General features: G+C 32.4%; 18 protein-coding genes. 9 read left to right on the forward strand and 9 right to left on the reverse strand.

Annotated elements, in window-relative coordinates; translation table 11 throughout:
• The first annotated feature begins 48 nt into the window (after positions 1–48).
• A complete protein-coding gene (locus tag GYW75_RS01605) occupies positions 49–276 on the forward strand; it encodes a YccJ family protein (protein WP_034910542.1) in 228 nt (75 codons plus the stop codon).
• A 6-nt stretch (positions 277–282) separates the two neighbouring features.
• On the forward strand, positions 283–1200 hold the full coding sequence (gene rnz, locus GYW75_RS01610; RefSeq protein ID WP_174798177.1) for a ribonuclease Z: 918 nt from the start codon (positions 283–285) through the stop codon (positions 1198–1200).
• 57 nt (positions 1201–1257) lie between these two features.
• On the opposite strand, the gene argE is transcribed toward rnz, so the two are convergent.
• The 4 genes from argE to cmoA all read right to left on the reverse strand — a co-directional run bounded on the left by argE (position 1258) and on the right by cmoA (position 10651).
• Positions 1258–2421: an acetylornithine deacetylase gene (gene argE, locus GYW75_RS01615; protein ID WP_208610420.1), complete on the reverse strand. Its 1164-nt coding sequence runs from the start codon at positions 2419–2421 to the stop codon at positions 1258–1260.
• A 239-nt stretch (positions 2422–2660) separates the two neighbouring features.
• Positions 2661–8681: an alpha-2-macroglobulin family protein gene (locus GYW75_RS01620; protein ID WP_174798178.1), complete on the reverse strand. Its 6021-nt coding sequence runs from the start codon at positions 8679–8681 to the stop codon at positions 2661–2663.
• Positions 8682–8913: 232 nt separating this feature from the next.
• Entirely contained in the window at positions 8914–9882 is a 969-nt protein-coding gene (cmoB, locus tag GYW75_RS01625) for a tRNA 5-methoxyuridine(34)/uridine 5-oxyacetic acid(34) synthase CmoB (RefSeq protein ID WP_174798179.1), read from the reverse strand.
• A gap of 37 nt (positions 9883–9919) precedes the next feature.
• Entirely contained in the window at positions 9920–10651 is a 732-nt protein-coding gene (gene cmoA, locus GYW75_RS01630) for a carboxy-S-adenosyl-L-methionine synthase CmoA (protein WP_065561420.1), read from the reverse strand.
• A gap of 72 nt (positions 10652–10723) precedes the next feature.
• On the opposite strand from cmoA, the gene GYW75_RS01635 reads away from it, so the two are divergent.
• Positions 10724–11869, forward strand: coding sequence for a metallophosphoesterase (locus GYW75_RS01635; protein WP_143422002.1), 1146 nt, complete (start codon positions 10724–10726; stop codon positions 11867–11869).
• Positions 11870–11897: 28 nt separating this feature from the next.
• Complete coding sequence (gene rnd / locus GYW75_RS01640) at positions 11898–12980, forward strand: ribonuclease D (RefSeq protein WP_174798180.1); 1083 nt, start codon at positions 11898–11900, stop codon at positions 12978–12980.
• A gap of 27 nt (positions 12981–13007) precedes the next feature.
• Here rnd and GYW75_RS01645 read toward each other — a convergent pair whose 3' ends face one another.
• Positions 13008–13700 (reverse strand): 5'-methylthioadenosine/adenosylhomocysteine nucleosidase, encoded by a 693-nt coding sequence (locus GYW75_RS01645; RefSeq protein WP_174798181.1) that lies wholly within the window; start codon positions 13698–13700, stop codon positions 13008–13010.
• A gap of 98 nt (positions 13701–13798) precedes the next feature.
• Here GYW75_RS01645 and GYW75_RS01650 point away from each other — a divergent pair, with 98 nt between their 5' ends.
• Entirely contained in the window at positions 13799–14569 is a 771-nt protein-coding gene (locus GYW75_RS01650) for an SDR family oxidoreductase (RefSeq protein WP_174798182.1), read from the forward strand.
• Positions 14570–14596: 27 nt separating this feature from the next.
• The gene (locus tag GYW75_RS01655) at positions 14597–15466 is read left to right on the forward strand and encodes a co-chaperone YbbN (RefSeq protein WP_174798183.1); all 870 of its coding nucleotides are present in this window, start codon (positions 14597–14599) and stop codon (positions 15464–15466) included.
• A gap of 251 nt (positions 15467–15717) precedes the next feature.
• On the opposite strand, the gene map is transcribed toward GYW75_RS01655, so the two are convergent.
• Complete coding sequence (map, locus tag GYW75_RS01660) at positions 15718–16506, reverse strand: type I methionyl aminopeptidase (protein ID WP_174798184.1); 789 nt, start codon at positions 16504–16506, stop codon at positions 15718–15720.
• Between the two features lie 221 nt (positions 16507–16727).
• Between map and rlmC the strand changes: the two genes are divergently transcribed.
• From rlmC to GYW75_RS01675, 3 genes are all read left to right on the forward strand, one after another.
• Positions 16728–17870: a 23S rRNA (uracil(747)-C(5))-methyltransferase RlmC gene (rlmC, locus tag GYW75_RS01665; RefSeq protein WP_085164076.1), complete on the forward strand. Its 1143-nt coding sequence runs from the start codon at positions 16728–16730 to the stop codon at positions 17868–17870.
• A gap of 252 nt (positions 17871–18122) precedes the next feature.
• A complete protein-coding gene (gene gshA, locus GYW75_RS01670) occupies positions 18123–19691 on the forward strand; it encodes a glutamate--cysteine ligase (RefSeq protein WP_174798185.1) in 1569 nt (522 codons plus the stop codon).
• Positions 19684–20463, forward strand: coding sequence for an endonuclease/exonuclease/phosphatase family protein (locus tag GYW75_RS01675; RefSeq protein ID WP_174798186.1), 780 nt, complete (start codon positions 19684–19686; stop codon positions 20461–20463). The genes gshA and GYW75_RS01675 overlap by 8 nt, the downstream gene beginning before the upstream one ends.
• On the opposite strand, the gene GYW75_RS01680 is transcribed toward GYW75_RS01675, so the two are convergent.
• The 3 genes from GYW75_RS01680 to rnhA form a co-directional block, all read right to left on the reverse strand.
• Entirely contained in the window at positions 20444–21679 is a 1236-nt protein-coding gene (locus tag GYW75_RS01680) for a transglycosylase SLT domain-containing protein (protein WP_065639678.1), read from the reverse strand. The genes GYW75_RS01675 and GYW75_RS01680 overlap by 20 nt on opposite strands.
• A 40-nt stretch (positions 21680–21719) precedes the next feature.
• The gene (gene gloB, locus GYW75_RS01685; protein WP_174798187.1) at positions 21720–22448 is read right to left on the reverse strand and encodes a hydroxyacylglutathione hydrolase; all 729 of its coding nucleotides are present in this window, start codon (positions 22446–22448) and stop codon (positions 21720–21722) included.
• Between the two features lie 85 nt (positions 22449–22533).
• Complete coding sequence (gene rnhA / locus GYW75_RS01690; protein ID WP_065589823.1) at positions 22534–23007, reverse strand: ribonuclease HI; 474 nt, start codon at positions 23005–23007, stop codon at positions 22534–22536.
• Positions 23008–23185 lie beyond the last annotated feature (178 nt).

Below are 23185 nucleotides of genomic sequence, written 5' to 3' on the forward strand. Positions count from 1 at the left end.
AGTAAATAGGTTTATTTTACCTCTAATTCAACTCAAAGGAGTAGCAAAATGAACATCGATAAAAAAGAAATACATGATATTAAATCTTGGGCTTCTGTTCGTGAAACCTCGATTGAAATTGCTGAGGCTATTTTTGAGCTAGCTAACCATGATGAAAAACTTGCCGAACAAATTTGGTCAGAAGGTAGTGATGAAGTGTTGAAAATTGCGTTTTCTAAAACCAAAGCGGATAAGTTGTTCTGGGGTGAACAGACTATTGAACGTAAAAATGTTTAAATCTTTATGAATTTGACTTTTTTAGGGACAAGTGCTGGTTCCCCAACATTACAACGTAATGTGAGCAGTATTTTATTGGATCTTAGGCAAGAGCGGGGTAAGTTCTGGCTTTTTGATTGTGGTGAGGCAACTCAGATGCAAATGCAAAAAGCCAAGTTTAGTCTTGCTAAACTTGAGATCATTTTTTTAACACATCTACATGGCGATCATCTGTTTGGACTACCAGGTGTTTTAACTTCCCGTTCCTTGATGCAGAATCAATCTCCTTTAACATTGATCGCTCCGAAAGGAATTAAAATCCTTATCGAAACTGTTATTGAAATTAGTTATTCTTGGTTAACCTATCCTCTTAACATCATTGAGCTTGAAGAAAATTGTATCGTTTTTGAAGATAATCAGTTTCAAGTAGAAGCAAAATTATTACAACATCGTGTGCCGTGTTTTGGTTATCGTATTATCGAAAAAGATCTACCAGCTCAGCTTAATATCGATAAATTAAAGCAAGATAATATTCAGGCTGGTCCTTTTTATAACGATCTTAAAAATGGTAAAACAATTACACTTGATGATGGGCGAATAATTAATGGCACAGATTACTTAGGTCAAATTAAAAAAGGCCGAAAGTTAGCAATTTTAGGTGATACTATTCCTTGCCAAACCTCAATTGATCTTGCTAATGATGTTGATTTGCTTGTTCATGAAGCAACCCAAGAACATGCTTTAGTTGATAAGGCTATTGAACGTGGTCATTCCACCACTATACATGCGGCAACGATTGCCAAACAAGCTAATGCCAAAAGACTTATAATGACTCATATAAGCCCAAGATATAATTTGAATAACAATAAAAAGTTAGTTAATGAAGCAAAAAGTGTTTTTGCAAATACTGAAATCGCTACCGATTTTGCAACTTTTTCCATTTAGTTAGATTTATTTTATAAGATTTCGCCGATGTTATTTTATCGGCGAATAAAAAACAGATTAAAGACAAAAATCCTTAATTAGTTGTTCTATTGCTATTTTAGTTGGTTTTAAAAAGTCCATTGAAATAAACTCATCGGGCTGGTGTGCTTGTTCAATTGAACCAGGTCCTAATACAATCGTTGGTGAAATTTGGTTTAGGTAGGGGGCTTCTGTGCTGTAGTTGACTGTCTGCGCACTATGACCGACTAATTTTTCAATGTGTTGTAATGCTGGATGATCTTTTTTACACTCATAGCCCGGAATTGGGGCAACTTCGTATTCTATAGCAATTCGATTTGGATATTTATCCATAACGGGTTGCAGTGCTTCACAAAGCGCATGATAAAGTGAATCAACATCGTTATCGGGCAATACACGAATATCAATCACTAGCTCACAACAACCGCAAATACGGTTGGCCGCATCCCCCCCGTGAATAACACCTAAATTTAGAGTAGGGTAAGGAACGCTAAACCCGTCATTATGATATTGTTCTTTAAATTTTTGTTTTAGTACTAACAAGCGTTCAATGACTAAATTCATCACTTCGATAGCGTTAATACCTTTATCGGGATCGCTAGAATGCCCTGATTTACCAATGACTTTAATGGAATTAGAGATAAATCCTTTATGTGCTCTGATGGGGATTAACGATGTTGGTTCGCCAATAATAGTACAGTCGGGTTGTAATTTAGTATTCTTCGCAAAAAATGCGGCACCAGCCATTGAAGTTTCTTCATCGGCGGTGGCAAGGATATAAATGGGTTTAGTTAACTTTTTAAGATCAATATCACGCAGCGCATCTAAAATAAAGGCAAAAAAGCCTTTCATATCAGCGGTGCCAAGTCCATATAACTTATTATTTTCTTCCGTTAATTTAAAGGGATCTTTACTCCATTGCCCATCATCAAACGGAACAGTGTCACTGTGTCCACTTAGCAATAAACCACCTTGGGTTTTATTTTCGGTATTTGAATAAGTAGCTAACATATTATATTTATGACGAGTATTAGGAACAGGTTGGATATCAATAGCAAAACCTAAATCTTCAAACCAACAGGCTAACTTGTCGATGAGTGCTTTGTTAGAATAATCTAATTTCTTGTTAGTAACGTTACTAATTGTTGGTATTGAAATTAGTTCGTTATATATTGTTAAAAAAGACGGTAGGGCCATAAAAATTACCTTTAAATGTTAAACGAAAATATATTATTTTATAATGCTATAAGCATAGCATTTACCTTTTCATTTGCCTATCAATAACCTTATTGTTTCATTTTCTGTTTTATATTAAGCATAAAATTAATTTAATCGTTTGAATATTAAAAGCAAGGTTTAGAATATGTTTTTTATTATTATCGTTATCTTTGATAAAAACGGGCTATAAGCCCGTTTCAGTGATTGATTAACTGTAAAAACAACTATTGTTGTGGGATGATTCTTATCTTTTGCCCACCTTTTGATACCGCTTGAATATCACGATCATACATTGCTTCACCAAATGCAGGTGGAATGCTATAGATTCCTACATTAGTTGCTTTTATTTGATAGGTGAATTCTTGTATTTTATTATTATAAGTTGAACCATAAATAATAACACGATCTTCACGTACATCTGTATATTCAGGATACCAAGTGTGTTTTCCTGTTTTTATACTAATTGGAGAAACCCAGCCATAATTTTCATCATAATCATCTTCTTCATAGTCATCATATTCTTCATTATCTTGAATATATTCGTCATAATCTTTTTCCTGAGAATTTATTGGTTGTTGTACTACTTCAAAACCACCTGGTAGTAAATCAACAATGGCAATATTAGTTGCACCTTCATCTGCTAGTGCTCGGATTCTAACTGTTACGTTAATTTTATCGCCAAGTTTGACTTGTTCAACAGGTTTGCCATCAAGATCAGTAAATTCACGATATACTTCAAGCCCCCTTTTAATTGGCTCTTTAGGTGGAGTTTTGTCATATCCTTGTTCAGAAATCATATACCAAGCAGGAAAGTTTGATTTATTAGTTATATTTAATTGTGCATCTTGATCATTAAACTTGCCTTTAGCTAAAATTCCACTTAAATTTGCAATAATTCTTTGTTTTTCTGCATCCTTTGATATTGCATTAATTTCAAGAGTATCTTTAGATAAATTTGATTGTTCAATGCTCTGCGAATAACTACTTAAAGCCAATATTGTCATTGCTGCTGATTGAGTAGTATATTTTTGTTTATTTAGCATGATAACCATATTTTCTAATGCTTGTGCAGGAATATCTTTTGCTTTTTCAGGAAAATGTTTGCTAATTAAATAGATTTTTCCTGCATTAACGACCAGTGGATCATAATAGTTGTTTAGCCACCAAGCACGATCATATGCAGCTTCTAATTGTTGCCAAACAGGTTTGATTAATTTATTTGCTTCTTTATCCATCTTTAACATTTTATATGATGAAGCTAAATACATTGCTGTTATATCTTTTTTCCATGAATCATCTTTTCGATTAAGATTGCTAATGGTAGAGGCTAAATAGCTTGTTGTAACTTGATTTTGCCTTGTTAATAAATAGATAGCATAAGCACGTACTCTTAAACCATAAGTACTAGTATCACTAGATTCAGCAATTGTTTGCAAATATTTATTAGCATTATCAAGCATTTTTTGGGGAACTTGATAACCCATTTCTTTTGCTTCAAGCATAAAGTTTACTGCATATAATGTAATAAATGGATCAACATTATAAGTTGAGTACCATAAACCAATTGCACCTTCACTATTTTGGCGAGATTGCAGCACTTGGAATAATTCTGATAATGGAGCTATTCCTTCTTTTGAGGCCAGATCAAATTCCTTATATTTACTAGCGATCAAAATAGGAATCGCGCGACTAACAATCTGTTCAGAGCAATAATGAGGGTAATCCTGCAAATAGGTACTTAGGCCTTTACTTAGTATGAATGGTGAATAAGCTGCAGCAGCTTCACGTTTACTTAAATTATTATACATGTCTCTAAAATCAGTAAACGTTTGTTTATGATCTGCCATTCTTCCCATTCTTGTGATTAATCTGTATTCAGTTAATGGCCGTATTGAAAGGCTAATATCACGAGTAATTGTTATATCATTATAGTTGGCGGAAAAGTGAAGATCGCCATTACCAAGCTGATCTGTTGCTTTAAAGTTAAATTTTAAAACCCCATCTTTGCCATTAGCCAATTCGATGGTTTTTTTATTATCACTCGTGATTGATAGATTAGGAGTGGTTGAAACTTTAACATTAATAGGAATTACTTTATCACCAATATTTTCAATAAGATTAGTTACGTTTAGGGAAACTTCAAACTCATCATTTGGTGCAGCAAAATATGGGACATTAGGTTGTAAAACAATATCATTATGTACTGTTGTTGACATTTGAGTATGTCCCATTGTTTTGTCACCAACTGATACTGCCATGATACGAATTTTGCCATTAAAATAATCAGGCACTTTATATTCAATGGTTTTATCGCCATCGACATCGATAATACCTGACCAATAAGCTACTGGTTCATCTATTTTCCGTTTAAATGGATTTAAATGATTTGATAAGACATCATCATTATCACCATCACCACCAGGTGCTGAAGCTGTTATTAAATGTCGAAATTCTGGCAATATAAGATCTAAAATTTGCGACGTTCTTACAGATAGTGCTTTTTTGCGTAAGAAACTATTTAATGGATCTTTCAGTTTATAATTTGAGACTTGCAAAATCCCTTCGTCTACGGCAAATACAACTGCTTTTTGTGGCGTATTTGTGTGTATTGTAATTGGTAGTGTATCTCCTGGTTTTATCAGTGATGGTGCTTGTAATACGATTTTATCGTTAAATTGATCATTTGAAATTTTGAAAGGTATAACACCGTAACTAAGTGGACTCATAAAAATTTCATCTGAATTTGGATCACGAATAAATTGGACATTAATATAACCATTACCACCAATGTCTTTTGGTAGGGTTATTTTTTGTATTGAGCTTGTTGTATCTGTGTGGAACCACTTCCAAGCATACACTTTGTCGCGCTCAATAGTAATAATACCACTACCTACATAAGGAGCTGTGATTGAGACTTCTATTTCATCACCTGGATTATATTGTGCGTCTTTAATTTTTAATGAAAGCTCTGCATTACGGTCTAAATTACGAGTAACATTCGCTTTACCTACAATAGAGTATTTACCTTGGTAAAGTAATTTGTCATCATTATTTTTGATTTGAATAATATAATTACCAGGATTTTTACTATCTAATTGATACCTAGTTTTATCTTGATTAATCTTAAATGGTTGTTCAGATAGAACCGATTCTTTACGGCGTGATTCATATTTATAAACTCCTGAAGATTGTCTAACTAATACCGATAGATATTTTTCTTCAATTAAAACAAGTTTTAGATCAGATAACTCTATTTTTTCTAAAGTCGGATTTATCGCTATAAAATCAATATGACGAACTGAATCCCTGTTAATATATCTTAAATTGCCATCCGCTTTAGCTCCGACTAAATAATCATTTGGTGAAATAAAGGTGCTTGCAGTTGTCGCAACGCTTCGTCCACTATCAGGCTCAAAAACATCGGTTAACATTCTTAGCGTGTAGTTTCCTTCAAAGCTTTGTATATTGTCATTGAGATTGAGTTTTACTATACCGTTTTCATCTGTTGTTTTTTCATCTAATTCAACTTTAAAACTATTTCTTTCACCAGAAATATTTTGGTAGAAATAGTAATCTTCATATTTTTTGAAATAAGGTGTTGATGGTTCAAGAACTAATGTATTTGTGACTCGACGATTAGTTGCATCAGTACCGATTAGGTTTTTGGCTTTAATCTCAGCTTGGATATTTTCAGGTTTTAACCAACCATCTTTTATTTCTGGCAACAACTTAAGAGAAACAGCAGTTTTATCTGGTTCAAATTCACGAACTACAACCGAACTTGAGCCTAATAGGATTCGCGATTCTTCATCATCATTTTTTAAATATAAATTAATATACCAATCACCAGTAGGGGATTCATAGTTAGTTTTATAGCTAAGTTCATTAAAACCTGATTTATTTAGTACAATCGATTTTTTGAGTGCTAGATTGGATTTTGGATCGTAAATTTCTGCTTCTACGGTGATACCCTCTAAGGAATTAGTCCATTTTTGAGCTCTAACTATGGTACCTATATGGAATGTGTCGCCAGGGCGATAAACACCTCGATCTGAAAAGATGTGAGATCGTAACTCCCCACCTTCAAGAGTTTCACGAATGCCGCCGATATCAAAACGAGATAGATTTAAATTTCTTTCATAACTTTTGATTGGTAAAAATGATAGGTCACGGTCTTTTTCAACAACATATAAAAGAGGCTTAATGCCTTGATAATATTCAGACAATGGTGCAAAACGAACATGACCATTATCATCTGTATTTTTAGACGTAATAGCAATCCCATTCATGCCTAGAACTGAAACTTTAGCACCGCTAATGGGTTCGCCTGAACTTATTGATTGAATAAAGAGATCATTGGATTGATCAAGTGACTTTTTGGCGATAATTCCTAAATCAGTAACGACAATAAAGCGTGAAGCCATGAACTCATATTTAGTATCTTTTTTATCTTTTCCATAAAGTCTTAACAAAAAGACACCACGATTCTTATTCCCATTTGTGTTAGCAGTTAAGTAACGAGTTAAATCGACATTTGTGTATTTAACTTCTTCAGGAGCACCTGTAACGTCTTTAGTTATGCTGTATTTTTCAATAAAATGATCATTATCCAATTCGCCAAAATTCATATCGCTAAATTCGTAACTTTGATTAAAAGCTACCAAATGTTGAAGCTGTGAAGGGATAACGCGATCTATTTCTAACTTCATCTGCTCTACATTGCGCGATACTATAGGTAGTTTTTTCTCGCCAGATAAAGATAATAAAGAACCTGATGCGGCAAAATCAAGATAAGTTGGGTAACTAGGAACTGTTAATATTGTCTGATAATCTTGTTTTAAAAAATACCCCTCTTGAGAAGATAAAGGTTGATTAACTTCAATATATACCTTTGAGTTTTGTTCAGTTTTAAATTCAAAGCTAATTTGATTCTGATAAGCAAGTTCAGTATCAATTGGTTTTATTGATATTGGAGTTGCTCTTTCGAGTATTTCTGGTGTTACATTGTATTTTGTTTCGTATCTACCAGAAGATCTATTGTAATAGCTTTCACTATAAGAACCATTGTTATTTTCAGGTAATTGCCAAACTTTGATTGCTTTCGATACATCTTCAGATCTTACGGCATGACTTAATGATAAAACTAATACCTGCTGTATTTTTTCATTGCTTTTTTCAACCAATGTAAGCTCTGTTCTTGTAACACTTAAATGATATTTATCTGGTACAGTTACACTATTAGTTATATCATAATTCATTGAGTTACCACCTAAAGTTGATCTAACCCCTTTGTTAATTGTTATTTTTAAATAACCTTCTTTATCAAGTAAGGGAATAGGTGCGCTCTTTATATATGCGATTTTGTCATTATCACCATAGGTTATAGTAAAATCGACATGGTTTAAGAATTCATCATCGTTTTTTTTGTATGAATTGTCAGATTTCTTCTCTTTTTCATAAAGCGATAAAATAATATTTTTTTCAAAGCTTTGCCTATCAACAGGATGACTAAATCTGATTGTATTTATGACGTTCCTAATATTTGTTTCTGTAGGGTTGGAATAAAGCTCACCTCGATTTTTGAAATTATATTCAAAATTAGGAGAAATAAAGGAAAAAGTTGCACTATTTTTTTCTAGTTCGCTATTTTCAGCCAATAATTTTGACTTATCCAATATGACTGTATATTCAATACCAAGTGGCCACTTTCTCTCTTTTGGTGTGAATTTTATTGTTGAATCATTTGACCATATCCATTTTCCCTCAATGTTTGGTGAAATACTAATACCTTCTGTTATTTCATCTTTATTGATTGATTCTAGGGGAATTGGTGGGCGTTTAGCACCGGTGAATTGGATATATATTATATCGTTACTTGTACTTGGTGGGACTAATTTAGCTGAATAGGTATTTATTACTATAGGTGCTGGTTCAATCGGTTTTGGGCGGTTTAAATACCAATGATAGGCATAATTTCCTGAAAAATAAGCAATAAATCCTAAAATAATACTTGCGCTAATTATAGTTTTTATTTTTTTTAATACAGAACCTGTCGCATAGTAAAATCTTTTTGCATCAGGTAACCAACTTGGTGTTGACCATTTAATATCACCAATAATTGGGCTAAATAGCCAAAAAATTCCTTTTATTAAAATAAATAAAAAAATAAGAAAGGTACTAATTATTTCCCAAGCCTTTTGCAGTATATTAAAAGGTAACAGCAAAATAAATTTGAACAACTCCATTGTTTATTTCCTATTTCTAAAAAAAATTAATGATTTATATAAAATAATTATATTTAAACACATAGTTACCTGAAAGTTTTTGACAACACTTTTTTTGTCTTTTAGTGATAGATGTTAGTCAATTAAAAAATAAACCAAATATAACTTAAGATACTATGATTTTTTACATTTCAAGGCAACCTGTAGCGGAACCTTAATTCATAAAGCTAATAACGCTTTTTTTATTATATTATTATTTTTTTGCGATAAAAACAGCTCGCATTGGGGCAGGGTAGCCTTCAATTGTTTTGGTTGAATCATCTGGATCTAAAAAGTTGGCCAGAGAATCTGATGTCATCCATTCAGTTTTGCGTTGTTCATCAAAATTAGTTAATGATATATCAACCATTCTTACATCTGAATACCCACATTTTTCCAGCCAATTAATCATTGTAGGAGTAGAAGGTATAAAATAGACATTACGCATTTGTGCATAACGATCACCTGGCATTAACGCTTGATGTAATTCTCCATCAATAACCAAAGTTTCAAGTACTAGTTGTCCACCTTCAACCAATTGATCCTTCAATTGGAATAAATGGTCAAGTGGCGAGCGGCGATGATATAAAACCCCCATTGAAAATACGGTATCAAAAGCATTAAGTTTAGGGAGATGTTCAATTCCAAGTGGTAATAAATGTGCTCGCTGATCGTTACCTAGTAGTTTACGAATAGCTTCAAATTGGCATAGATAAAGCGCCATAGGATCAATTCCGACAGCAAGTTTTGCTCCAGCGCCAATCATTCGCCATAAATGATAACCACTGTTACAACCCACATCTAAAACAATTTTATCTTCTAAACAATCAATATGATTAATTAAGCGTTCCCATTTCCAATCTGAACGCCATTCTGTATCAATATCAATTCCATACAAGTGAAAAGGGCCTTTGCGCCATGGCATCATATTTTTTAATAATTGTGTTATCCTCTGCTGTTCACCCGTAGAAAGAGGCTCTTTTGATTTCGCTGTGACACTATGTAATAAATCAATTTGATAAGGTGAGATGGATGGTAAATGTTTAATACTGTTTAGCCATTGATTAAAGCGACTATCTATGTTTTGTTTTTGCCAATTTGCGAGTTGTGCAGGTAATACTTCAAGCCAACTACTAAGTCTATTTTTTGCGATAATCTGGTAAAAATCACCAAAATCAATCATTCTGTTATCCTTTATCAATTACGCTTAAATTAATCTGTTATTTTATGGCAATAATAGAACCAAAATTAAAACATTGGAACCAAGTGTCAATGTGTTTAAAACCAGCTTTAGATAGTCGCTGTTTATGTGTTTCGATAGTATCTGTTAGCATGACGTTTTCCAGCATGTTACGTTTTTGACTGATTTCAAGCTCACTATAGCCGTTAGCACGTTTAAAATCATGATGCATATTAAATAGTAATTCATCAATGCAGGTATCACTAAAACTAAATTTTTCAGATAGGACTAAAATGCCATTTGGTTTTAACGCATTATAGATATTATTTAAAACACGTTGACGATTTTCAGGAGTTAAAAATTGTAAGGTGAAGTTGAGTACAACCATTGATGCGTTTTGCATGTTAATATGGCAAATATCATCACAAATTACGTCTACAGGTGTGCTTGATTTGTAGGATTCAATATGCCGCTTACAACGTTCAACCATTGGCTGAGAATTATCAACCGCAATAATATGGCAATTTTCTTGATTGACATTGCGTCGAATAGATAATGTAGCAGCGCCTAATGAACAACCTAAATCATAAATCATTGAATTAGGTTGTACAAATCTTCCAGCTAGCATGCCGATCATCGAGATAATATTAGAATAACCAGGAACAGATCGCTGCACCATATCAGGAAAAACTTCGGCAACTTTCTCATCAAAAGTCCAATCCCCCAATTTTTCAATAGGTGTGATGAATAATTGGTCTTTTTTAATATCCATAAAAAGTTATTGGTACGAAAAAAAATAATTTTGTTATCATATCATTATTCGTCTTCAATTGTTCAGATAATTATGAGTTTTATTTATTTTTCTATTTTATTTATGATGATAGTGATCAGTATTTTAATGATTGCTTATTTAGGTAAACGATGGGCATTTTGGTTCAATTTTCATTTTACTGGTTATTCTAAAATCATCTATTGGTTAATTGTTGCAATTGCTGGATTATCACTGGTGCTTTCTAGGGCATTAGATGGTATTTTTAATAAGCTATCTCTGATTTTTAATATTATTTTTGCTGGATTTTTGTGTAGTATTTTTATTTTATTGATTTTTGATGCGATCTATTTGCTCTGCAAAAAAAAATTAAAGCCTAACTTACTGCTTAGAATTGTTTATGTAAGTTTAGTTTTTTCACTATTTTATTACAGCCATGAAATGGCAATTAGTCCGAAAACCGTTTATTATCAAGTAAAAATAGATAAACCTGCTCATGTTGAAAATCTGCGTATTGTGCAGCTTAGTGATATTCATATTAATGAATTAACTTCGAGTGGATTTATTCAGCAAATGATAGATAAAGTAAATCAATTAAATGCAGATTTTATTGTAATTACAGGTGATACATTAGATAAACGTTTGGCGCCCTTTACAGAACTAGGTTTTGATAAGCAATTTCAGCAGTTAAAATCGAAACATGGTACCTACGTTATTTTTGGAAACCACGAATATTTAAATATTAGAAATCAAAATAATAGTGAAGAGAATATTATTAATGCTTTTAAGCAAGCAAAAATGAAGGTTTTAAAAGATGATATTGTATATCTTGATGATATAGGAATTACATTAATTGGGCGAGATGATTTTTCTTCTGTGCTTTATGATGTGAAAAGATCCACATTAGCTGATTTGATGATGTTTGCAGATAAAAATACACCCGTTATTTTATTAGATCACCAACCCAAAGATCTTACTGAACCAGCAAAGTTAGGTGTTGATTTAATGATTTCTGGGCATACTCATGCTGGGCAAATATTTCCAATTAACCTTATTGAAAAATTAATGTATAAAAACGCTTATGGTTTGTATCAAAATGAAGATAATAACTTTACTAGCATAGTAAGTAGTGGATATGGTTTTTGGGGACCACCTATTCGCTTAATGACTCGCTCTGAAATTGTGGTGATTGATGTTGTATTTAAAAAAAGTACACAATAAATAGATTTATCTAAATAGGAATTTTACTTTGTCTTATCAACTTATTGTTAATAATGATCAGCTAGCTGAGTTTTGTTCAAAAATCGAAAAAAGCTCAGCGATTGCATTAGATACAGAATTTGTACGTACGTGTACATTTTATCCACATTTAGGGCTATTGCAGGTCTTTGATGGAAAACATGCTGCATTAATTGATCCAATCACTATTAGTGATTGGCAAGATTTTTTAACGATCTTAAAAAATCCTAAAATTGAAAAGTATTTCCACTCGTGCAGTGAAGATATCGAGGTTTTCCTTTATTACTTTGGAATGGTGCCGACTCCTATTATTGATAGCCAAATATTGGCTTCTTTTTTAGATAATCCGTTAAGTTCTGGTTATGCCAGTCTAGTAAAAAAATATTTAGAAGTAGAGCTAGATAAAAGTGAAACTCGAACAGACTGGTTAAAACGACCATTAACCGAAAAACAGTGTGAGTACGCTATTAATGATGTGTTATATCTTTTTCCATTGGTAAACATTCTAAAATCACAATTAACCGAAAATGATTATTTGCAAGCCGCTTATCAAGAGTGCCAAATGGCGGTGGCTCGTAAATGTACAGTGATAGATCCAAACAATGCTTATCTAAATATTAAAAATAGTTGGCAATTGAAAGGGAAAAGTCTAGGTCAATTGTATAAATTAGCAAGTTGGCGATATAAATTGTCCAAAGAGCAGGATATCGCTTTAAATTTTGTTATACGTGAAGAAGTTTTGTGGAAAATAGCACGTTATTTACCCTCTTCATTAGCTGAACTTGATAAATTAGGGATGAAAGGTAAAGAAATTCGTTTATATGGGCAAAAAATTCTCGATATTTTATCTGAACCGATACCCGAGGTACCACTTATTCGTAGAATTAATACTTATCCCGATTTCAAGAAGATCTCGGATGAATTAAAAAAAGCGGCTCAAATCATTTCATTAAAAACAGGGCTTAATCAAGATTTGTTACTTTCACGGCGATTAATTAATCAATATATTAAATGGAAAATTGATAAAAAAGGTGACGTACCAGAAATACTAACTGGTTGGCGTCAACCTTTGTTTAGTGAATATTGTTTGTGACATCAGTATGCTCTTTTTGAAAAGAGTTTAGGTTAGCTCGCTTAACATTGATTCAACAATTAAGGACGATTGTGTGGCTGCAAGTTTTAAAAATGACTGAAAATCCATTGCAGATTCATTATCACCATTATCTGAGATTGCTCTTACCACTACAAACGGTACTTTAAATAGCCAGCAGACATGCCCAATTGCTGCGGCTTCCATTTCTACCGCTATGGCATTTGGAAAGGTTTGTTTGATTCGTTCTAATGTATCTTTACCATTAATAAATGCATCACCACTACCAATTGATCCTTCAACTGCATTAACACCTTGTTTTTTTATACATGATTTGGCTAATGATTGATATTGTTGGCTTGCTTCAAATACAACTGGGCAACCGGACATTTGCCCTGGTTTATAACCAAAAGCGGTTAAATCGACATCATGATAAAATACGTCTTTTGATACGATAATGTCACCAATATTGAGTTCAGTTGAAAGTCCTCCAGCTGAACCCGTATTAATAACGGCATCAACCTTGTAATTATTTAATAATAATGTTGTGCCTGAAGCTGCGGCTACTTTACCAATGCCTGATTGAAGTAGAACTATTTCACAACCGGCAATTTGACCAAGGTGAAAATCACAACCTAAATGGCGTTCAACTTGATAATGGGTAATTTTACTTTTTAATATGGCAACTTCTTCTTCCATTGCAGCAATAATAGCGATTTTCATACGATCCTCTGGCTTAGTTTGGGTAACTTCTATTTAAGTGTGATATCATAATTGCAGAAGATTAGCTTGACAATATATGAATAAAACGGAGATAAAAATTGAAAACAATTTTTATTACAGGCTGTTCAAGTGGAATAGGACTTATTTCAGCCATTGCATTAAAAAAACGTGGTTATCGTGTTATTGCGTCTTGTCGCAAAAAGTCTGACCAGCAAAAATTAATTGAACAAGGATTTGAAACCGTATTACTTGATTTAGATGATCCTGATTCTGTTCATTTAGCCGCTAAAGAAGTGTTAACTATGACAGGCGGACAATTATATGCATTATTTAATAATGCCGGCTTTGGAGTATATGGGCGATTAGCAACAATTAGCCGAGAGCAGTTAGAGTCACAATTCTCAACCAATTTCTTTGGTGTACATCAGTTAACTCAGTTACTACTTCCTGCAATGCTTACAGAAAATGAAGGACGTATTATTCAAACCAGCTCAATTGTTGGCATTGTTGCCACTCCTGGTAGAGGAGCTTATTCAGCAAGTAAATATGCTTTAGAAGCATGGTCTGATGTACTAAGATTAGAATTAGCTAATACCAATATCAAAGTTAGTTTAATTGAACCTGGGCCATTAAAAACGTATTTTTCAAATAATGTTAATCAAATAGAAAAAGAAAATATTGTAAAAAATCCACCTATTGCCAAACGATTTACGTTACCGCCTGAGGCTGTGTTGCCTTACTTATTCCATGCACTTGAACATAAAAAACCCAAAATACGTTACAGGGTAACAAAAGTAACAAAAATAGCGGCTATTGCTAAACGTTTGCTTCCTGATAGATTAATGGATAGAATTTTAAAAAATAAATAATGAATCAAAGTATTCTTAGGACATAATATGCAAAATCAATTTATTTTTGATGTTAGTGAACAAAATATTCAAGAGATTATAAAAAGATCTTCTCAATCCCCTGTGTTGTTTTATTTTTGGTCATCAAGAAGTCCCAATTATGAAGCAATGACTCAAACTTTAACTAAATTAGCTAATGAACATCATGGTCAATTTATTTTGGCAAGTGTTAATTGCGATGAAGAGCAAATGCTGGCTGCTCAATTTGGTTTGCGGGCCATTCCAACTGTTTATTTATTTCAAAATGGTCAACCTGTTGATGGCTTTCAAGGTCCTCAATCCGAAGAAACCATTAAAACTTTTTTAGAAAAAGTGCTACCAAATGAAGATGAGCTTAAATTAATTGAAGCTCAAAATTTATTTCATGAGGCTAAATATGAAGAAGCATTACCACTGTTACGGCAAACCTGGAAATCACTAACCGATCATTTGGGTAAACCAAGAACCGATATTGCATTAATGCTAATAAAATCACAAATTGAACTTAAACAGCTAAGTGAAGCAAAAGAAGTGCTGGCAACTATTCCGCTACAAGATCAAGATTCAAGCTATCATGGATTACAAGCCGAAATTGAATTACTTGAACAAGCGGCTAATTCACCAGAACTACAACAATTACAGGCAGAATTTGCTCAACATCCTGATAACGTTGAACTAATGATTCAATTGTCTTCCCAATTAATGCATGTAGGGCGTCATGAGGAAGCATTAGAGTTGTTATTCAAACCATTGACAAAAGATCTTAATGCTGGTGACGGGCAAGTGAAGAAAACATTACTCGATTTATTGGCGGCATTAGGAACAAGTAATCCGTTAGCTAGTAGTTATCGACGTAAATTGTATACTTTATTATATTAAGATTTATGAAATTTAAACTGGAACAAATTTTAAGCGTTTACTTATAGGTTTATTGTTTTTGCTAAGTATAAACAGTGGGTTTGCTATTATATGTGCTTCTTATGTTCGTTCTCTAAAAAAAGATATACATAGAAGTAAAATCGATGAACTAAATAAAAAATTAGCACAAAAAAATTCGAATATAAAAATTATTGATAGAGACTTATAAAGTTAAACGATTCAACAATAAGCTATTGTTGAATCGTTTTTATTTAGTGTTCAATAATTCGAGGGAAGTTTTCATTACTACGCAATGTTAAGACTTCAACTCCATTATCAGTAACTAAAATAGTATGTTCATATTGAGCGGAAAGTCCATGATCTTTGGTTTTAACTGTCCAGCCATCTTTCATGGTACGAGTACGCCAATCACCCGTATTTATCATTGGTTCAATGGTAAAGGTCATTCCTGGTTTTAAAATTACACCGCCGTCATCAGCATCATAATGTAAAACTTGAGGTTCGTCATGATAGACTTCACCAATACCATGACCACAGTATTCTCTAACAGATGAAAATCCAAATTTATCAACATGTTTTTGAATGGTTTTACCAATTTCTTTTAGACGGATACCTGGTTTTATAATTCTAATTGCTGCATATAGACTTTCTTGCGCTACTTGACACAGTTTTTCACCAACAATTGTCGGTTTACCTGCTATGTACATTCTGGATGTATCGCCATGATAGCCATCTTTAATAACTGTCACATCAATATTTAGAATATCGCCATCTTTTAACTTTTTGTCAAAACTTGGAATACCATGACAAACCACATCATTAATTGAAATACAACTGGTGTGTTGATAACCATGATAACCAATATTAGCCGGAATAGCCTTTTGGACATTGACGATATGTTCATAACAGATCTTGTCTAGTTCACCTGTAGTAATACCTGGTTTAACATAAGGCTCTATCATTTCTAAAACTTCAGCAGCGAGTTTGCCTGCTATACGCATTTTTTCAATTTCAGCAGGGGTTTTTAACTTTATAGACATTAATTTTTTCCTTTAATATTAATGACAATATCCTATCATACAGCACTATTTCGTCAAATTATACCAGAGAATTAATTATACCTTTTTCTTATATTCCTATAATTTTTTTGTAAAAAAGTTTCAGGAAAATATATGTTTTAGTATAAAATTCAAAACTATTGTTATATTCGTTCGATATTCTGTATATAATTATACCCATTATAAAAAAGGCTTTAATCGCAATGCAATGTCGCTTTTACCAACAAAAAAAGTGTTTATCTTGTCAATGGATTGAACATCCTTATCATGTACAACTGGCAGAAAAACAAAATAAGTTATTACAACAATTAATCCAATTTAAACCAAACAAGGTTGAAGAACCTTTTGCTAGTCATGAAACCGCTTTTCGTAATAAAGCAAAGATGGCAGTGTTAGGTAGTGTCGAAAAGCCCGTTTTAGGTATACAAACGGGGAATGAGGCCGTCGATTTATGCGATTGTCCTCTTTACTCAAACAGTATGCAAAATATCTTAAAACTTGTTCGAACTTTCATTCGTAAACAAGGGCTTATTCCTTATAATATTAATAAGCGTAAAGGGGAGTTGAAATTTGTTATAATTACTGAAAGTAAAATTGAGAGTACGAGCAACTTTATGTTGCGATTTGTTTTAAAATCACACAAGTTTGTTGCTAAAATAAATAATTCTATTAAACAATTACAAGACAAAATTCAAAACTTAGACGTAATCTCGATAAATATTCAACCAAATCATGCGGCTATTTTAGAAGGTGAAGAAGAAATAGTCTTAACTGATAATTCATTTCTTCCGATAACTTTAAATAACACTCCTCTTTTTATTAAACCTAAAAGCTTTTTTCAAACAAATCCATATGTTGCCAGCAGCCTTTATAAAACAGCAAGTGACTGGATCACAGATTTACCTATTCATTCTATTTGGGATATGTTTTGTGGGGTAGGTGGTTTTGGGTTAAGTTGTGCTAACCTTGTTGCTGAGAAAAATATTAGCCTTACAGGTATTGAAATTAATTCAGACGCAATTGAGTGTGCAACTAAATCAGCAAAAAAATTAGGTTTTAAACAATTAAACTTTAAAGCATTTGACGCAACACAATACGCTACAGCTCAAAAAAATGTACCGGATTTAGTTTTACTAAATCCCCCAAGACGAGGGGCAGGTAAAGTACTTATGCAGTATTTGAAACAAATGGCACCTAATTATATTATGTATTCAAGTTGTAACTTATTTTCATTAGTTGATGATTTAATGTTACTGCCAAATTATCAAATCCAAAAAGTAAAATTATTTGACATGTTTCCGCATACTTCACATATGGAAGTATTAGTTTTATTGCAACGATTATAAATAAAATAGATTTATGATAAATATTATATGTGCTATTTCCTATCCATGAAATAGCTGTTATTTTTTTAAGTTGCCATGTATTTAAGATCGAATTTTTTGTAATAAAAATAGTAAATTATAGTTTTTAGGATTGCTATGTTACGGCGTATAATACTAATTTATTCCAAGTGTTGTCATAAATTAGCCCATCGCATAATTTTAAATTATGTTAATATAAATATTAAATAACTACATTTTAAGGAAGCGCAAAATATGATTCCTGATGTCTCAAAAGCACTTAGTTGGTTAGAAAAACACTACACCATTTTACAAGGTATTCAACGTGGTATTGAACGAGAAACTTTACGTATTTTGCCTGATGGATCATTGTCAAAAACGCCATTTCCTTCAAAAATTGGTGCTGCGTTAACCCACCCTTGGATAACAACTGATTTTGCCGAATCAATGTTAGAATTTATCACGCCAGTTAATACTAATATTGATTATATGTTGACGTTTTTGCGCGATTTGCATCGTTATGCTAGCGTAAATATTGGTGATGAAATGATGTGGCCTTTAAGTATGCCTTGTTTTGTTGCAAACGAAAAAGATATTATTCTTGCTCAATATGGTACTTCTAATGAAGGTCGCTTTAAAACAATTTATCGTGAAGGATTGAAAAACCGCTATGGTGCAATGATGCAGACCATTTCAGGTGTTCACTATAATTTTTCACTACCAACTGCATTTTGGCAAGCAAGAGAAGGGGTTAAAAATACCGAAGAAGGCAAAGCTGTAATTTCTGAAGGTTATTTTACCTTAATACGAAATTATTATCGTTTTGGTTGGGTTATTCCTTATTTATTTGGTGCATCGCCATCAATGTGTTCTTCATTTATTCAAGATCCAGTTAAAGCACAAGCCTTTATTGAACAAACAAATGGCAACTGCTATTTGCCTTATGCAACTTCTTTAAGATTAAGTGATATTGGATACACCAATAATGCTCAAAAACAGCTTGGTATTACTTTTAACCATTTAAATACATATGTTGAGGGACTAAAACGTGCAACGCGCACAAAGTCTGTAGATTTTGCTAAGTTGGGAATTAAAGCGGATGGGCATTATCGCCAATTAAATGATAATGTATTACAGATTGAAAATGAGTTTTACGCACCTATTCGACCTAAACGAGTACCAATGGCAGGGGAATCTCCATCGGATGCACTTTTGCGTGGTGGTATTGAGTATATTGAAGTAAGAGCATTAGATGTTAATCCATTTTCGCCAATAGGAATCACTGAAGATCAAATACGTTTTATAGATCTATTTTTAATTTGGTGTGCACTAGCACCAGCCCCAGAGATGAGTAGTAAAGAACTTGAATGTGCTAAATTGAATTGGAATAGAGTCATAATAGAAGGGCGAAAACCAGGACTTGAGATTGGTATTGGCTGTGAAAGTAATCGAGAGCCATTATCTAAAGTTGGTCACGAATTATTTAAAGATTTGTTACGTGTTGCTGATGTTTTAGATCATCAAGATGATATGCAGCGTTATCGTAATGTTTGTGAACGTCTAGATTTAATGTTTGATCAACCTGAATTAACTTTATCAGCAAGAACATTGCAAGCAATAAGTGATTTAGGTACAGCAGAATTTGGTTTAGCTTTAGCAAATCAATATAAAAAACAACTTATGGTAGAACCTTTAGCATTATTAACTGAAGGTGATTTTGTACAACAACGACATTTATCTATTGAGAAACAGATAAAGAAAGAGCAAGGAGATACTTTATCTTTTGATGAATATTTGGAAAAATTGAACGCCAAAAATGTTTAAAAAGCGCTGTTATACTTTACGTTATCAGGCAGATAACAAAGTTGAGTTGGTTTTACCTAATCAATCAATAGTAGTTAATACGCCATTAATTGATCAAACATCGTTTTCTATTTTAGTTTGGAATATTTTTAAACTAAAAAGGGCTGATTGCATTGATATACTCAAAAACTATGTTGATAAGACTAAACTTATTTTGTTACAAGAAGCTCAAACAACATCGCCATTACTAAATTTTATTTCACAACACAATAAAATTGCGGATCATGTTCCAGCATATTGTTTTAACGATATTTATGCTGGAGTCATGACAATTTCAGACACTTTGCCAACCTCACTTTTTTCTTTTAGAGAAAAAGAACCATTAATCCGTGTCCCTAAATCTGCTTTAATTACTATTTATCCTATTAGCAATTCCAAACAACAGTTATTAGTTGCTAATATTCATGCTGTAAATTTTAGTATTGGCGTAAAAGTTTATCGCCAGCAAATACACATGCTATTAAATCATATAAAAGAGCATACTGGTCCAGTGATTTTGGCCGGTGATTTTAATGCATGGAGTCGGCAACGATTAAATTTGTTGTATCATTTTGTCCGTTCAATTGAACTTAAGCCGGTTAATTTTTCAGTAGATGTTCGAAAGAGATTTATGGGCAGACCACTTGATTTTATTTTTTATCGAGGATTACAACTTAATGCGGCTGAAATTATTAGCACAACCGCATCAGATCATAATCCTTTATTAGTAAATTTTAGATTGGATTTGCGTTGACAAGATTAATTGTCAACATATCACCTTCTTGAACTCTAGAATTCTTTAGATTATTCCATTGCAAGATATCGGTAATTTTCACACGATAATTTTGAGCTATAGAGTAGAGGCTATCTCCTGCTTTAACAAGATAAACAATCTTTTTTACATTTTTGGAAAAACTATCCTTACTTACTATACTGTTACTTTGAATAAAACTTGTTCTAAATTCAAACGCCATATTAGAACGAGGAGTATCTTGTAAAAGTTCTGTAATTTCATTCACAACAAGGTTTTCTGCTTGTAGCTTTTTGAATAAACTTTTAGCATGAGCATAAGGAACAAGCAAATGGAAAGGGCCATTTACTGTTTGTTGCACATATCCAGCATTATAAGTAGCTAACTCATCAAGTGATAGTTCTGAGTATTTAGCAATTTTAGCAAGAGAAATATTTTTTGATATATCAATTCTAACGAGTGAATTTTCATAATTACAATCAGGTAATTTAATTCCATATCGTTTATTATTCTTAACAATATCAATAATTGCTAAAATTTTAGGCACATAGTGCATAGTTTCTGTTGGTAAGTCTAGCGACCAATAATTAATTGGTAAACCTTTAGCCTGATTTCTCTCAATGGCTTTTCTTACTCTACCTTCACCTGCATTATAAGCAGCCAAGGTTAATAGCCAATCACCATCAAAACGCTTATTTAAATTTTGTAAAAGTGAAATAGCTGAATTAGTCGATGCAATTAGATCTCGACGAGCATCAAACGAACTACTTCGCTGTAGTCCATACTCTTTAGCTGTAATAGGAACAAATTGCCATAATCCTGCAGCTTGAGCAGAGGATGTAGCAAGTGGGTCATAAGCGCTTTCAATAAGAGGAATTAAAGCTAGCTCAGCAGGTAAGTTATTTTTATGAAGCTGATTAATAATGTAATAAACATAAGGCTCTGAACGTAACGCAACGGCTTCAAAACCTTTAGGATTACGTAATAATCGTTCTCTTTCCGCGCTAACGCGACTATTTTCTGGAACATTAGCCTCAATCTGATTCAGCATATATTGCCATGGATTTTGAGTGATAGATACATAATTACTGGAACTATTTGTATTATTAGCTGTGTTTTTTGAATACTTTATTCTAACAACAGGATTATATCGTGGTCCATGATGCTGACATGCGATTAAAAACAAACATAACGCTGTAAATATTAATAACTTTTTCATTAGTCCGTAAATTTTACCTAAATTAAGATTAGCATTATACCTAAAAAATATCTTTTTGGCTTCTAAAAAAAACAAACAATTCTAATTCATTATTAATTTTGAACTTATTTTGTAATTTAGTTTCATAACATCGTAAAAATAAATTAATTTTTTTTTCGTCAGATAAATTAGACGGTAATGTTATTAATTTATTAGAAATCGAATCTAAATAGCTTTCGATATTTTTGTCATCGGGCAGCATTTGGGACGCAAATGCTAAATTTGATAAAGTATATTCATGACCTGCACAGATTAAAGTATCATTAGGCAGTTGTTTTAATTGTTTTAAAGAATTTAACATTTGTTCATGAGTCCCTTCAAAAATCCTTCCACAACCGGCTGAAAATAAAGTATCTCCGGAAAATAAATAGGGCCTGCAATAATATGCCAAATGACCAAGAGTGTGCCCTGGTACTTCTATAACTTCAAAACTAAAATCACCAATACATACTTTATCTTGTTTGATAAGATAATTAATTGGTAAATTGATTTCACTTGGACCGTAAACATCAATATCTTGATATTGAGCTTTTAATTCGTTTACTCCTCCAGTGTGATCAATATGGTGATGAGTAAGTAAAATTCCAAGGGGTATTAATTTATGCTTATTAATATAATTAATAACAGGTTCGGCTTCCCCAGGATCGATAATTATGTCTTGGTTACTGGCATTGGTTAGAATCCAAATATAATTATCCTTTAAGGATGCAATGCTATGTAGTTTATACATTTTAATTTTTTACCATTAATTATAAATTATGTCGTTAAAAGCAAATAAACTTTTTAAAATTGAATAAAAATATTTAATTAATACATTAACCATTTATGCATTGTTCAAATATAGTATCTTGTAGTGTAGGGGATTGAGCTTGTGTTTTAGCTATAATGTCACAACGCTCGTTTTCAATATGCCCAGCATGACCTTTTACCCAAATCCATTCAATTTTGTGAGTTTGTACTACTTGATCAAGCCTTTTCCATAAATCAACATTTTTTACTGGTTTTTTGTTGGCGGTCTTCCAACCATTTTTTTTCCAACCATGTATCCAATTAATAATTCCATTTCGCAAATATTGACTATCAGAATATAATTCAATTTGACAAGGCTGCTTTAATTGCTCTAAAGCAACAATTGCAGCTAATAATTCCATACGATTATTCGTAGTTTTAAAAAAACCTTCTGATAATATTTTTTCGTTTGTTTTATATTTTAAAATTGCAGCATAACCACCAGGACCGGGGTTACCTAGGCAAGAGCCATCAGTATATATTTCAATTTTTTTTAACATCTTTTTAATTTCATTTATGACTATTTAAATTTTTTATTAATTTATTTACTGTAATTCTGTGACTTAAGTAAATTAAGAACTATATTAATTTTTGAATGTATCAACTTTAAGGAATTTTGGTGCTAGACTATACCACTAAATAAAAGTTTTTCCCAACGATTGATATAAAAGAGAAGAA

The sequence above is a fragment of the Gilliamella sp. ESL0232 genome (genome assembly GCF_013346885.1).
In the GTDB taxonomy this organism is placed as follows: domain Bacteria; phylum Pseudomonadota; class Gammaproteobacteria; order Enterobacterales; family Orbaceae; genus Gilliamella; species Gilliamella bombi.